This window comes from Paracoccus sp. KKT209, assembly GCF_055635455.1.
Genome location: NZ_JBVMWB010000006.1, coordinates 20,725 through 33,989, shown reverse-complemented (window position 1 = coordinate 33,989; position 13,265 = coordinate 20,725). Strand labels below are relative to the sequence as shown.

The 13,265-nt window shown below is 59.9% G+C and carries 12 protein-coding genes; 3 read left to right on the top strand and 9 right to left on the bottom strand.

All coding sequences use genetic code 11. The features are described from left to right. Nucleotides 1-49: 49 nt before the first annotated feature. From ACZ2G3_RS20600 to ACZ2G3_RS20590, 3 genes are read right to left on the bottom strand one after another with little or no spacing between them, the layout of a single operon-like run. On the bottom strand, nt 50-2,089 hold the full coding sequence (locus ACZ2G3_RS20600; RefSeq protein ID WP_470400287.1) for a type IV secretory system conjugative DNA transfer family protein: 2,040 nt from the start codon (nt 2,087-2,089) through the stop codon (nt 50-52). Next, nucleotides 2,082-3,944, bottom strand: coding sequence for a relaxase/mobilization nuclease domain-containing protein (locus tag ACZ2G3_RS20595; protein ID WP_470400286.1), 1,863 nt, complete (start codon nt 3,942-3,944; stop codon nt 2,082-2,084). Before ACZ2G3_RS20595 ends, ACZ2G3_RS20600 begins: the two co-directional genes overlap by 8 nt. Next, nucleotides 3,931-4,548 (bottom strand): helix-turn-helix domain-containing protein, encoded by a 618-nt coding sequence (locus ACZ2G3_RS20590; protein ID WP_470400284.1) that lies wholly within the window; start codon nt 4,546-4,548, stop codon nt 3,931-3,933. The genes ACZ2G3_RS20595 and ACZ2G3_RS20590 overlap by 14 nt, the downstream gene beginning before the upstream one ends. Before the next feature lie 639 nt (nt 4,549-5,187). Here ACZ2G3_RS20590 and ACZ2G3_RS20585 point away from each other — a divergent pair. Genes ACZ2G3_RS20585 through ACZ2G3_RS20575 form a run of 3 tightly spaced genes read left to right on the top strand, consistent with a single transcriptional unit; the run spans nt 5,188 to nt 7,062 of the window. Then, entirely contained in the window at nt 5,188-5,955 is a 768-nt protein-coding gene (locus ACZ2G3_RS20585) for a ParA family protein (protein WP_373947236.1), read from the top strand. Then, nucleotides 5,945-6,652, top strand: a complete 708-nt coding sequence (locus tag ACZ2G3_RS20580; RefSeq protein WP_470400282.1) for a hypothetical protein — start codon at nt 5,945-5,947, stop codon at nt 6,650-6,652. The genes ACZ2G3_RS20585 and ACZ2G3_RS20580 overlap by 11 nt, the downstream gene beginning before the upstream one ends. Then, nucleotides 6,649-7,062, top strand: a complete 414-nt coding sequence (locus ACZ2G3_RS20575; RefSeq protein WP_470400280.1) for a hypothetical protein — start codon at nt 6,649-6,651, stop codon at nt 7,060-7,062. The genes ACZ2G3_RS20580 and ACZ2G3_RS20575 overlap by 4 nt, the downstream gene beginning before the upstream one ends. A 433-nt stretch (nt 7,063-7,495) precedes the next feature. Here ACZ2G3_RS20575 and ACZ2G3_RS20570 read toward each other — a convergent pair whose 3' ends face one another. The 6 genes from ACZ2G3_RS20570 to ACZ2G3_RS20545 form a co-directional block, all read right to left on the bottom strand. After that, nucleotides 7,496-7,669, bottom strand: coding sequence for a hypothetical protein (locus tag ACZ2G3_RS20570; protein WP_470400279.1), 174 nt, complete (start codon nt 7,667-7,669; stop codon nt 7,496-7,498). After that, nucleotides 7,666-8,553 carry an ArdC family protein gene (locus tag ACZ2G3_RS20565; protein WP_470400308.1) on the bottom strand — a complete coding sequence of 296 codons (888 nt, stop codon included), beginning with the start codon at nt 8,551-8,553 and terminating at the stop codon, nt 7,666-7,668. The genes ACZ2G3_RS20570 and ACZ2G3_RS20565 overlap by 4 nt, the downstream gene beginning before the upstream one ends. Nucleotides 8,554-10,288: 1,735 nt before the next feature. Continuing rightward, a complete protein-coding gene (locus tag ACZ2G3_RS20560) occupies nt 10,289-11,728 on the bottom strand; it encodes a DUF4942 domain-containing protein (protein WP_470400277.1) in 1,440 nt (479 codons plus the stop codon). Beyond that, nucleotides 11,725-12,177, bottom strand: coding sequence for a hypothetical protein (locus ACZ2G3_RS20555; RefSeq protein ID WP_470400276.1), 453 nt, complete (start codon nt 12,175-12,177; stop codon nt 11,725-11,727). Before ACZ2G3_RS20555 ends, ACZ2G3_RS20560 begins: the two co-directional genes overlap by 4 nt. Then, nucleotides 12,174-12,647 (bottom strand): hypothetical protein, encoded by a 474-nt coding sequence (locus ACZ2G3_RS20550; RefSeq protein WP_470400274.1) that lies wholly within the window; start codon nt 12,645-12,647, stop codon nt 12,174-12,176. The genes ACZ2G3_RS20555 and ACZ2G3_RS20550 overlap by 4 nt, the downstream gene beginning before the upstream one ends. An 11-nt stretch (nt 12,648-12,658) precedes the next feature. Then, complete coding sequence (locus ACZ2G3_RS20545; protein ID WP_045983957.1) at nt 12,659-12,916, bottom strand: hypothetical protein; 258 nt, start codon at nt 12,914-12,916, stop codon at nt 12,659-12,661. Nucleotides 12,917-13,265 lie beyond the last annotated feature (349 nt).

Below are 13,265 nucleotides of genomic sequence, written 5' to 3'. Positions count from 1 at the left end.
AAGCGGGCGGCCATTGGCCGCCCGCTTCATCATTCAGCAGCTTCCATTTCTAAGCCGTCATCATCTCTTCTTTGTCAGCTTTGACAGCCTCTACATTGACGCGGGCAGCCAGTAGCGCCTGAACCTTTTTATCGTCAGTGACGATTTCGGTCTGCTGGACTTCAGTGTTAGTTAGTTCACGCTTCCGGCGCATGACGAACGCAGCCTTGCCAGGTTCTTTCTCAACCGCTTCCGGCCTGTTCGCCTTTCCTTCAGATTGCGGTTCTCCAACCGTAAGTTTCGCCTTTTTAGGATCGTCCGGTGCTTTGAAAACCAGAGACGGCAACGCCGCTTTAACCCTGCTTCTTTTGGAAACCTCTTGAACCTTGTTGGTCAAAGCCTCCAGCTGATGGGTGGTTCTGACCAGATCTCCTCGCAGATCACGAATGGCCGCGTCTTTCGGATCGGGGGCTGGCAGCTGCCCCTTCTGTCCAAGGAAGATGGGCTTCAGCACCCGGTCGTCAAAATACTTGATCCGGGTCGCTTTGATCGGATGCTGACCGTTCGCGAGGATGATCACCGTGTCCTCGTGCAACCTGCCGGCTTCGTCCTCGGTCAAAAGATCGCGGTCCTCGCTCCGTTCGGAAATATTGACCCCTGCGAAGGGCCCCTTGCCGATGGTCTTGGACTTTGACGTAACCCGGTGCGTGGTCTTGCCGACCGCAGCAGACAGTTCAGACTTCGTGCGCTGCTCGGACGGCGCAAGGTAGATTTTGACCCCTGCCCCGCCCTGCAGCGATAGTCGGGTGTCCTCGCCATAGATCTTGTCCAAGGCCGGGATGGTCTGCGTAACGATCGCCAGATGCCCGCCATAGGCCCGCAAGGTCTTGATGCTGTCTGTCACGCTCGGCATGCGGCCCAGCATGTCAAACTCGTCCAGCATGATCATGACAGGCCAAGGCTCTTCTTCGCCGGGCAGATGGCTATGCAGGCTGGACAGCAAGTCGGAGAAGAACAGCCGGACCAGGGGCGCAACTGCCCTGATCTTGTCATGCGGCGGTGCCACAAAATACGCGGTCTGCGGCGTGCGGCGGAAATCGTGAAAGCTGAAATCGCTTGTCTCGGTCGCGCGGTCGATTGCAGGGTTGGACCACAGGCTGAGGCCCGAAGTCATCAAGAGCGACAGGTAGGACGTCAGGGTGCGGTCATTGGTCGAGGCCAGCCGCTCGAACATCAGGCGCGCGGCAGGGCTTTGCACCTTGTCAGCATAGGACAGATACTGCTTCTGCTTGTCGCCCCCTGCCGATGCCAGACGGTAAATCTCGCCCAAGGTCGGCGTGCCTCGTTCAATCGCGAAAATGCCACAAGCCACAAAGAGGTCGATGCCCCCGTCCAGCAGACCCTTGGCGCTATCGTCTTCGGTTTGCAGAAAGAGTTCTGCGAGAAGACGAATCTCCATCTGCCGTTGATCTGCATTCGGCAGCGCGTTGATCCGGTCCAGGGGATTATAACGATGGCTCGGCTTCTCCCAATCCAGCGGGGCGAAGCGCCAGATTTTATCCCCCATCGACCGGCGATGGCGGCTGGTCAGTTCGAAGTTCTCGCCTTTGACGTCGAGGACAACCGCACTGCCCTGAAACAGCAGCAGGTTTGGAATAACAAAGCTGATGCCTTTCCCTGCACCGGTCGGGGCCACCAACAGGCAATGCGGAAAAGATGCCGAACACAGAAACTTCCCCCTGCCTCTTGGTGATCCGATTTTACCAACCACAAAGCCGCGTCCAGGTTCTTTGAAAAACTTATTAGCTCTCAACTCTCGGCGGCTTTGCCAGTGGGCACGACCAAATGTGGTCAGTCCCTCCGTCAGAACCTTGGCCGAAAAAAGAAGGGATAGAATAATGAAACCGCCCCAGATCAGATTGATAATCTGGAAGGCTTGCGGATCGTTGTTCTTGAGTGCGAAATATCCGGTCGCAATCCAGGTCCAATCCAAATACTGCCCGTTGAAGCCATAGCGGAATGACAGGAATCCGGTTCCGATCACGTAGGCGAACCCTGTTGCAACCAGGGCAAACAGAAGGACGCCACCGAGAAGACGCAGCTTATTCATGGCCGCCTCCTTCATGGCCGCGTTCCTGACGAACGCGGTCACGCTCGGCGGTCAGCTCGTCGCTCACACGCTCGATGCCCTGCTGCGCAGTCGGATCGTTGCTGGCGCGCAGATAATCCCGCGCCAGGGTCAACTGGGCCTCCCGATCCCCGACGCCGCGCAGAACCTCCGCATCGCCGTTCTTCAACGCCGCCAGTTCCTCACGGGTCAGCAACCGCTCGATGGCCTCGCGCAGCTTGCGTTCGTCTTCGGCACCGACGGGGTTGGCGTAGCGGGCCAGCTCAGTGTGATCGGTGCCTGCACCATCGCGCGACCCGATGGACGTGACGGGCGCCCGCTCCTGCGCATCGGCCTCGCGGACACGTTCGATCTGGGCGGCGGCATCATGGCCCGGCTCGGACGTCTCGATCGCCGCCCCACGCTGTGCGGCCGCGCGTTGATGGATGGCGTCATCGACGCCATAGTCAGCCGCCACCCGATCATAGGCCGCATCGACAACCGCGATAGCCTGCTCCAGCTGCGCCTCATCGCGCAGATCAAGCCCGCGCAGATCAGCGACAGCCTGCAAATCCTGCTGGACCCACCGGGTTTCCAGAGCCGCGGAATGGGCCGCAACCCGCATCCGGGCCTCGACCTCGACCGGATCGATGCCGGTCCCGTCCAGGGCTGCACTCAGCTTGTCGCGGCCTTCCAGCGCAAAACGGGTATTCACATCCTGAACGTTCTGCGCCGAATAAATGCCCTCCGCGCTGGCTGCTTCGCTCAGATCGCGCGACCGGGTGCCGAGCGGCTGCATATGCTCCACCGAGGACAGCGCCTCAGACAGCTTGCGTTCCATGGCCGGTCGCTGGTTCGGGGCCGCGTCGGCAATCCGCACCTCCGCGTCATCAACCGCGCGCCGCAGGCCCTCCGCGGCTTTGTCAAAATCATCTTGGACGGACATGTAAGGTTCTCCCTTGGATACAATGACGCCGCCCTGGGACAGGACGGCTGATGCCTTCTCAAATGCGGTAGCCAAATCCTGCAAATTCGCTTGCGAGGCGTAGCTCGCAAGGTCGCGATAGCGCAGGGACCAATCGCGGACCTCCTCGGTGGCACGGCTCAGCGCGTCACCGGTCCGAGGCCTGCCCGAAGGGGCCTCGAAGGCAGTGCCTGTCGTCACAGCCTTTTCCTTTGCCCGCCGCCACTCGCCATCCGTGGGGGGGTAGTTGATATGCCCGCGCTGCAGGCGCGTCGTGGCCTCAAGCTGGATGCCATAGCGGGCGGCATGATCCACCATCGCCTCCTTGAAGGCTTGGTAGGTGTATTCGGTACCCTGACGGAGGGTGAAGTAATCCCCCGGCTCCCTGCCCCGCCGGTTGACGATGATATGGGCGTGCGGGTTCTTGTTCGGGCTGTCGGTATGGACCGCCACCATGTAGTCGAACCGCCCGCCAAGCTTCTCCTTGCAGATCTCGCCGGCGATCAGACTGACATGCGCGGGCTTGGCTCCGCGCGGAAACGACATGACCATGTGGCTTGTCCGGGCCGCGTTCATCTGGCCCCGCCAGTCGTCGGTCCAGCGCGATACGGCACGCTCGATCTGCTCCGGCGTCAGACGCTTCTCACCGTCCAGAAGACCGCGTGAATCATGCACGTCCACGCTCTTGCTGAACAGGTAGCTGAACTGCGACGACAGCTGCCCCTTGGAGGCACAGCCACCCGTGCGGATCATCTTGAAAAAGGCTGGCGATGCCCCCTGCGCAGCGCGCGCCATGTGCCGGGCGCCGGACAGCTGCCTGCCACCCTTGATCTTGTCCCAACCGTCCTCGAAGAGCCTGGTGGAGACACCGGCAACGGCATTAGTCCGTCCCATGTTCTGCCCCCGTCATCCCGGCCACGAAGCGGCGGACCGTCTCCGAGGCGCGCTTGCCTTCCATCTCGCGGATCTGGGCGGACACACCGTCGATGTGTTCGAGAAGATCGCTGAGAACCTGCTGCTGCGGCTTGCTTAGCTTCAGCTTCTCGCCACGCCGGACCTCGTAGTTCTTGGTGGCGACCAGCTGGTTCACGTTTCGACCGATGGCCGAAAGCTCCCGCGCCACGTCGCGCAGGGCACCAGCCAGGTCTGGATCAGGCTCTAGGAACCCGGCAGGAACGTAACACACGCGGCGCAAAGCGTCTGCCCGGCTCTTCAATCCAAGCCGTCCCGTGAAGGCATCGAAGGCCAAAAGGCTATCCCGGTTCACCGTGAATGAGACAGGCGCCGTGCTTGTATCCGAAACCTTGGCCTTGTCGTGGAAGCTGCGAACGGCGCGGTAAATGGTCGGTCGTGTCACGCCATAGGTCTTTGCCAGCACGGCCACGGGCACGCCAGCACGGACGGATGCGACGATCTTTCTCTCGTCGGCAGGCGTGATCTTTTTCGTTCTTCCTGCCATGTCCAAAGTGTAAAAAATTACGGTTGCATTTCTTGCCAATCAACCACGACACCCTCGCCTAAAAGTCGAAGACTGTCAAGGAATTCGGCTTTTAGGCGAGGGTGTCGTTCAATTTGCCTGGACTGAGGGTGCAGCGAAGCATGCACCCGAAGGATGGCCGCAGAGGGCCGCAGCGCGTCGCTGAGGCCGAAAGTCACCTCCGGTCGTGGGGTGGGTTGCAGAAACCCGCCTTCGGGCGTCCAAAGGCCCTCCAGGAGCCGCTGGTGCGCCTCACCGGAATTACCAGTTGGGCAAATCACTGTGTGAATGACGGAAAATGGCCCTAAGGCCACCTGCCTGCGCCAGATGCCAGACAACAGTCGCAGACACGACATGCCGACAAGAAGAACAGACACGACACGCCGACAAGGCAAGCAGACACGACACGCTGACAAGACATGCAGACACGACACGCCGACACGACACGCCGACACGACACGACGACACGACATGCAGACAAGACACACTGACACGACATGCAGACAAGACACACTGACCAGACAAATAGACACGACATGAAGACACGACATGTTGACCAGACATTCCGTCTCGACATACTGCTTGAATGAATAGCTGGACCAAAAAGCGTGACTAGCATTTGGCTCCAGAAAAGCGAGCCTATCCAAGCGGAGTTACCGAATGGCAATCGTCATTAGTATGATGAGCAAAAAGGGAGGCGCAGGGAAATCAACGATGACAAAGTTGATGGCATCGGCGTTTCTTTTTACGGGCAAAAAATGCCTTCTCATAGATATGGATGAAAGCGATGACTCTGTAGAGTGGTGGCAGACAGGCGTCCAAAACAATCTGACTGACGAGAAGCTTATAGCCCGGCGCGCTGAAACCGGCGATGAGCTTTTTGAGGTTATCAATAAATATGAGCCGGAAGTTGACTTCATTATCATCGACACCAAAGGAGAGGGCGTCGATTATGCTGTAGAATTGGCAAGTGTTTCAGACGTTCTTCTGGTTCCTTGCATGAATGCAAGGGGTGACAGAAAAAGAGCCTCAGAAACCTTGTCTTGGTATAATGACCTCAAGGAGCGTTCGGAAAACCCCAATGCGCTTCCGGCATTGCATATCGTGCTCGCCAGAGTGCAACCGGGCTTGTTTACCCATGTTAGAGGGAACCCGAAGCCAGACAAAATCGGTGAGCGCGAGTTTGAACGACACTATGAAATCATAGATCAGTTCAATCCCCTCTATACGATGGTTCCTGAGAAGGCGCAGTATCGGGAAATGGACGAACAGGGCGTCTTGGGGGCCATCATTGAAAAAATGAGGACCAGTCCAGATCCGAAGGATCGCGTCAGGGTCACTCATTGGGAAGTTGCAATGTCCCATGCGATTACTCTGATCAACAACGTCTTCAGCGGGCGCAAAATGAGGGAAGAAGATGGCGCGTGAGTTGATCAAGACTACCCGTGAAGACGCAACGGGGTTTCACAAACCTAAGAAGCCAGCGCGTGAATCAATTCTCAAACCGCTCGATGAAAGCGCAGTCAATGCTTTCGCACAAAAGCGCCAGCGCATTGTCGACAAACCTTCCGCAGAAAATATGCGGCAATCTGAGCAACCGACGCGCATCGACACACCTGAAGTTCCGGCAGCAGAAGAAAGCCTCGCACCTTCGCCTCGCAAGGATGCTGATACGGCACGCACGGCTGAAATGACGAAGGTGGCAAGCAAACATTCATCTACTGAAACAACGAATGAACTTGTCGATCTCGTGGTGCCGCCTCGTGACAGGGAGACAAAAGCCTTGCCTTTGACGCTTCGGCTAAGGGTTCTGAAAAGGCATGTTGCGCCATTGGTGAAGCTGCAATCAGCGGGGTTCGACGTTGAAGACCTCATGAAAGCTGCTCTCAGCCGTCTACCGACTATCAAGTTTGAGCCACGATATGTCGCCCAGGTAGCCGAACCATCCGGGGCCGGAGGATGGGGGTGTCGCCTCAATACTCGGATCAAGCCTGAAACCCTCGAAGCAATCCAAGCGCAGGTACGCGGCGGTGCGACAGCGCCTCGTTCAAAGCTGCTACTAGGCCAAGTGGAGCCGTCATGGTTTTCCAGCCTAGATCAGACTATCAAGGATTTCTCAAAATGACCTATCGCTTTTCTAGCGCGGCAATAGCCCTTTGCATTCTTGCAGCGCCAGCATTTGCTTGGGACGAGGCGACGGACTTTCGCGGGCTTCATATATATACTGCATCATCTGAAGGTATATCTTTGACTGCTGTCTGCGACCCTGACGGGGCATTCATTCCACCTACAAATCACCTGCAGGTCGAGATCCAGGGCCAGCCTTTAGAAGGCCCGTATAGCCTGAAGTCTGACGCCCATACATTCACCGGAACCATGATTGCCGGTGCGGCAATCTCTCGTGACGAAGCTGATTGGGACGATGTTGTTGCCGTATTGAAGGGCGGGTCAGCAATTGAGCTGACTGCTTTCAATCAGACTTACATGATAGACACAGGGTCACCTTTGCCCGTGTCTTGTGGCGCAGACCTCTAAAAACCACTTCGCGCCTGTATCTAATCATCGTTTCATTTGGTCGTGGAAAAAGCATCTGAGCTGGATTTGTCCACCCGTGGCCCTTGAGGCCACGGGCTTGCAGACCGCGAGCGGAACGGCCCCCATAGAGCGAAGGGACGCGAGTGGGCTGTGGTCAAATCCATCCCGTAAAGCGGCACCTTTCCCCATGCACCCGCGGCGGCGCAGCCGCCGCCCAAAGCCGCCGTCAGGCGGCGTCTGCGTGAAACGCAGCAGGTTCATGTGGCGCGGCTTGCCGCGCTGCGATGTAAGGCGAAGCCTTGGGCGGGCGGGCTGGCAGCGAAGCTGCCGGCGCGCCCGCCCGACATTCTCCCTGCGCGCCAGGACAGAGGGGCAGGGCAGGGGGGTCATCAGCCCCCCAACCTTTCGCCAACGCGGCTGTCGATTGGTCAGATCATAGCGCAATCCCCGGTTTCACGTTTCCATCCCGGTCCAGCCAACCGCGCGCCTCCGCGCAACCGATGCAGATGCAGGTTCCGGTTCCGCCGACTGTGACAGGAGCCAGATAGACCGGGGGATTGGTCGTGCCGCATTTGCGGCACGACAGGTCGGGCAGGGGGCCGCTCACGCGGCCGCCCTTTCTTTTTCGACGTGCTGGCGCTTGGTCAGCAAATCGGCGGCTTTCTGGGCCTCGCTGGCGGCTTTGAAGATCAAACGTTTGTCGTCGTTCAAGGCGCGCAGCCAGCTTTTCAGATAAGCCCCGGATTGGGCAAAGTCGGGGGTCAGGCCAAGCTGCGCGCAGACCATGCAGTTGCCGATCTCGGCAATCAGTTCCTCGAACGCATAAGCCTTGCGGTCGGTGAAACGGGAAAAGCGGTCAAGGCGGGTGCTGTGTCCAGTCCAATGGCAAGCCTCATGGGCCAGCGTCCCATAATAGCCTGCCGCATCGTGAAAGGTGGCAATCGGGGGCATGTGGATATGGTCGGCGGCGGGGTTGTAGTAGGCTTGCGGTTCGTCGCTGGTGCGAATGTCGGCCCCGGTCGCGGCAAAGAAAGCATCAAGCGCCGGGTCGGGTTCGGTCCCAAGATCGCGCGCGGTCTCGGCGGGGGTGCCATAGTATTCCGGGGCCAGCCCCTCGATCTGCTCGGCGTTGAACACGCTGTAAGATTTCAGGTAGGGCAGGCGGCGTTCCTCGCCGGTGTCTTTGTCCTCGCGGTCAAACGTCCCATATTTGACAACCGTGGCGCATTTCTCACCCTTGCGGACCTGTCCGCCCGCTTCTTGCGCTTGGCGATAGGTGAACCAGAACGGGGCGCGATAGCCCTTGGCGTCGGCGGCAAGCCACAGCATCAGGACATTGATGCCGGAATAGGGTTCTCCGTTGCTGCGCAGCGGGAACGGTGCGCCGCCTTTCTCGCCGGTCCAAGGCTTGCGCCATGCGGGGGTGCCGGACTCGATGCTGGCAATGATGCTGTCGGTGACATGCTGGTAGAGGTCGAACGATTTAGCCATTTGGCTTTCCTTTCTTTGCGACGATCCCGCCCGGTCTTTGCGCCGTGGTCGGGTGCCCAAAATGGGCGGGGGGTCAGGCGAGGAAGCGCGAAGCGCGCCCCTCTCCTGAACCCTTGCCTCCCGGCGAGGGCAGGGGGGGAACCGCCGCAATGGGAAAATCCAGCGGACAAGGGGGTGGTGCGGCCCGCAGCGCGAAGCGCGAGGACACGGCCCCGCAGGACGTGCAGCATTTTCGTGTTGCGGTGGGGGACCAGCGGTCCCCTGACGGACAGGCGCGCAGCGCCTGGCCCAACAAGGGCAGGGGGCGTTTGGCTTGTCCAAATCCCCCCTGCGTCTCGATCGCCGCGCCTGGCGCGGGGATCTCGTTATTCTGAAAGAGGCCGCGGTGGGTCTGTGCCGCAGCTGCCGCAAGCCGCACCCGGTTGCCCACAGGCCCTTGCTCGATCCTTGATGTCTCGCGCGGGCCTGCTGCGGTCCCGCGCCTTCACTCCCAAGGTCGTTCCCGGCGCGCGACTGGACAACCGGGTGCGCCTCGCGTCAGCGGTCCCGCCCGTCAGGGACGAGATGGACGGGGCAGGGCGCCCAGGACCGGTGTGCGGGGGGATGGCTCGGGACGAGACATTCAACCGTGCAGCGCAGCCGGGCGCATCGCCCCGACCAGCTCGGGTGGAGGCCGGTCTTGCCGGCCGGAACCGGGGACGCGGCCCGAAGGGGACGCCCAAGTAAGTAGACCTATTATTCTGACTGGAAATACTGCGTGATGCCCGTATCAGAACCGACAACTTCTGCCGCATCCTATTGATCAAGCCGACCCTGTTTCAGGGGTTTTCGGCTCATGATTTACTCGCCGGTCTGGCCATTCAGCCGATCTAAGCGACCTATCCCACGCCGTCGAAGCGTTGCCCGCACCTGCTGTCAATTCTTACGGCAAGACGCCACGGGCATGTGACCGTCCGGCTTTACCCCCCCGAATTCACGCCATAAGAAACCACCGCAAGGCCCTTATGACAGCACGCTATTCTGCGATAGAAGCCGATTTTCGCGGTCTTGCCACATCTGCCTGAAACCATCGGGCCAATCCCTGTCAAGACATTGCCAGCCGCGTTTTGACGCTATATCTGGGACTTAGCTCCGAGCGAGCCACCAGGGAATGAGCGTATGACCCGCTTTGCTGCGTTTATTGCCGAACAGAATTGAGCCGCTGCTATGGCTCAACATGGTCCGAACCGCCAAGTCTAATCCGACACCTCGGGGTTAGAAACTACGGTAGCGGGCAGAAAGGAGAGAGAAGATGGCGTACGAGAACGCTGTTCTTTTCCTCATGGTCGCCCAGCTTTTGGTAGCGATCGTCAGAATGCACTAGTGGCATATCTGATCCGGCTGAAGGCTTAGTCAGGTGTGTCCCTGGCTAAGAAAAATGCCCCGCAGCGATTGCAACGCTGCGAGGCTACCTCCGAAGAGGCTGTCTGGATCGACAACCTCATCTAATCGGATTGAGGAAAAATAGGAAGCCCCGGCTGCGAAGCAGTCGGGGCTACTTAATGCCTTGGCTCGGCATCTCTAGGTCTCAATGTCTTAACCCTGTTACGCGCGAAGCGCGTTCGCCTAATAGCTGATGCCCGCTCTTAGCGGGTATTCCGCTTCCCGGCCTTGGGGGCTCACAGCAAAACATATGAAAATGGCCCCGCCGAAGCGGGGCCTGAGTTACTCCGTCGCAAAAAGGAGTAGGTTTTGCCTAGCACTTCTGAAGGGTCAGCACCACGGTATTAATGCGGACGCCCACGCTGGCGAAGCTCTCGGGCGGCAGGTCGCGCCACTGGCGGCACCGATAGCCGCGCGGGGAATGCTGTGCGGCCCATGCCCGGAACCGCTCATGCTTCGCGGTCGATCCGACCTCGGCGGACGCGGGTAGGATCGCGCGCAGCTCGCCGCCCGGCGCAAGGAAGTCCCACGCATGTTTGACGTGATCCATGAAATGCGTGCCTGAAAACGGCGGGTTCATCAGGATCAGGTCATAGACCGGCGCAGGCGTGACCTTCAGGAAATTTGCGCAATGAACCTTCAGCGCAGGGTGAGCCATGCCCCGCAATGCCGCTGCCCGGTCCGGGTGGATTTCAATAGCGTCCACGGTTGCGCCCATCTTCAAGACAGGCCGGACGATGGCGCCGATCCCGGCGCTTGGCTCAAGAACACGGGTGCCAGCCTTGATCGTCAGATCAGAAAGCAATTCTTCGACCGTCGCCGCAGGCGTCGGGTAGAAGGCAAGATCCTTGGCAACGGCAGTGCCAGTGCGGAAGTCGGCGGGCTGCTCGTCGGCCCCGGCGGCATCGGCCAGCACTTCGCCGTAATAGTTCGCCAGGACCTGATTGACCTTCCGCAGCAGGTCCGCATCCTTGACCCACAGGTGCAGGTTGCCGTTCTTGAAGCATCGGGCCGTGAAATACTCAGTCTCGATCTCAGTTTGCCGCGCGCCCCATCCGCCGCGCCGGGCGGCATTGATCGCGCCCTCAAGATCGCCGTAGCTCCGCTGCCCGGACAGTTGCGAAAACACCCGCTCGACGTCCGCCAAGGTGCGTCGCATCTGTTCGCCCCTGCCGGAATAGGACCAGTAGCCGCCATCATCGAAAACCCATGTGAAGATCATGCGTTTGCCGATCTTGAAGGCGTCATGGCTCTTGAAAGACGGGTCCAGTTCGGAAAAGGCGCGGGCCACGCCCCGCATGAAAATCAGGTCGGCATCGAGGGTCAGGCGTTCCAAGGTGGCGCGGATGTTCTCAAGCGTCGGCTCGGGCATGTCATCTGCGCCCATCTGCTTGTCCAGCTGGTCCCGCTCGGTGCGGTCCATGATTTCTTTGAGGCGGCTTTCCTCAACGATCCGCAACCAGATTGCGGCATCGAGGGTGCGCTTGTACCGGGACAGGACGGCAACAGGGTCGAAGGTGGAAAACAGGTCCGATTTGACGGCCTCGTTGTCGCTGTAGTGCAGATAGCAGGAATGCCCCGCGGTCGCTCCCTTGGCTGTCTCGGCCGCGTCCAGTGCGCGGCTGTAGCCGTCCGACAGGGTGCCGATGGCGTCCTGCATCTGCGTCAGCGCGGCCTCACGGGCGGCACAAATGCTCATGATGTTCATCGGTGCGACCAGTGCGCCGGCGCTGAAGGTGGTGCGGGTGTTCATGCTGCTGCCTCGCTCTCGATGGCTTCAAGGATTTGCTCGCGCAGCTCGGACAGCGGGTGCGCGTCGAAGTCGTCACCGCGAAAATCTTCCGGGTTCTCGTAACCGGGGATTTCGTCGTGGATGCGTTCGGCCAGGCGGTCGGCAAGATCGGCCAGCGTCCCGGCGACAGTGACAGTCTCAAGGTCGGCATACTCGAACCGGGCTGCCGCGTTCTCTGACAAGGCGGCCAGCGCAAGGCCCGCATCGTCGGCCTCGGCGTCATGGACAAGCCGCCAGCCTGCGCCGGTGTCGCCATAGATCGACCAGAACGCCCGGCCCGCAGGGCTGCAAACCTCGATGGCTTCCGCATCCGTGCCCTCGCGGATCATCCTGACCGGCGACACGCGAAAGTCGGTGAAGGTGGCGGGGGTATCCCCCGCCACGAAACCGTTGAAGGAAAACCCGCTCATGTCGTTGCCTCCTGCTTTGCCGCAAAGGCATCGAGCATCAGGTAAAGCGTCTCCATCGCGGGCGGATCGCCATAGACGACCGTGCGCCCGACAAGTTCGGGATCGGCTTCGCACTTGGCCCGAACGGGCAAATCGTGATCCAGATAGGCGTTCACGGTGAAGCGGAATTTCCCTGTCCCGGCGTCGTAGAAATAGACGTGCCACTTCACCAGCTGGTCGGGGTTCTCGTCGGCTTCCGCAAACAGTTCAGCCGCTGCGATCCGCTGAACCTCCAAGGATCGGGCGCAATCGCGAATGAGACCATTGCTTTTTGGCCCGCCAAAGGCCGCGTTTTCGCGGATGCCAAACGCATTTCCGGGGCAACGCTCCCGCACAAGGCGGGCCAGGATTTGGGCACTCCGGGCGCTGCCCGTCGCTGCGACATAGGGAGCGGGGTGAATATCGGTCTGCACGACAGAAAAACGGGTCATCTTCGGCTCCCTCACTGGCTCAGTGCCGAATAGGTGCCTTCATCCTCATAGCGGATGATGGCATCGCCGGTCTGGGACAGGCCGCCCCAGAAAGGGCCAAGGAAACCGGCAATCTTGGGCTGGCCCTGCAACTCGGTGCGCAGGCTCGCGCGGGTCTCGGTCCCGGTGATTTCGGTGCCCATGTCATCGACCCATGCGGCAAGGTCATCGGTCACAACGCGGCTCATGCCGCTGTCGTCGGTCATGGTGATGATTTCAAAAAGTGCCATTTGGCTTTCCTTTCTTTTGCGACGATCCCGCCCGGTCTTTGCGCCGTGGTCGGGTGCCCAAAATGGGCTGGCAGGGGGCAGATAGTCCTGCCTTCAGGGGTGAGAAAAACTGCGTGAAAACAGGGGGGACTGTCCCCGATGCGAAGGCGGGCTTGCCTTTCCTGTCACAAAGGTTTGCCTCTGATGGGTTGCAGCCCGATCTCTGCCCCGTGTTCCAAACTGATCCGACATTTCGCGGCGCTCCTTCCTGTTCCGCCAGTGGCGAAGCCATCGCTGCTTTTCACTTTGGATGACCTCATGTCATCCGAAGGGCAAAGCAGGGTGGGCGCAGCCCGACCTGCGGCCGGAC

Excerpts from the sequence above, each read along its gene's own strand:
- ACZ2G3_RS20545 (WP_045983957.1), bottom strand. The coding sequence starts at position 12,916 with ATGGCACTTTTTGAAATCATCACCATGACCGACGACAGCGGCATGAGC.
- ACZ2G3_RS20595 (WP_470400286.1), bottom strand. The coding sequence starts at position 3,944 with ATGGGACGGACTAATGCCGTTGCCGGTGTCTCCACCAGGCTCTTCGAG.
- ACZ2G3_RS20555 (WP_470400276.1), bottom strand. The coding sequence starts at position 12,177 with ATGAGCGGGTTTTCCTTCAACGGTTTCGTGGCGGGGGATACCCCCGCC.
- ACZ2G3_RS20550 (WP_470400274.1), bottom strand. The coding sequence starts at position 12,647 with ATGACCCGTTTTTCTGTCGTGCAGACCGATATTCACCCCGCTCCCTAT.
- ACZ2G3_RS20585 (WP_373947236.1), top strand. The coding sequence starts at position 5,188 with ATGGCAATCGTCATTAGTATGATGAGCAAAAAGGGAGGCGCAGGGAAA.
- ACZ2G3_RS20600 (WP_470400287.1), bottom strand. The coding sequence starts at position 2,089 with ATGAATAAGCTGCGTCTTCTCGGTGGCGTCCTTCTGTTTGCCCTGGTT.
- ACZ2G3_RS20565 (WP_470400308.1), bottom strand. The coding sequence starts at position 8,553 with ATGGCTAAATCGTTCGACCTCTACCAGCATGTCACCGACAGCATCATT.
- ACZ2G3_RS20560 (WP_470400277.1), bottom strand. The coding sequence starts at position 11,728 with ATGAACACCCGCACCACCTTCAGCGCCGGCGCACTGGTCGCACCGATG.
- ACZ2G3_RS20580 (WP_470400282.1), top strand. The coding sequence starts at position 5,945 with ATGGCGCGTGAGTTGATCAAGACTACCCGTGAAGACGCAACGGGGTTT.
- ACZ2G3_RS20575 (WP_470400280.1), top strand. The coding sequence starts at position 6,649 with ATGACCTATCGCTTTTCTAGCGCGGCAATAGCCCTTTGCATTCTTGCA.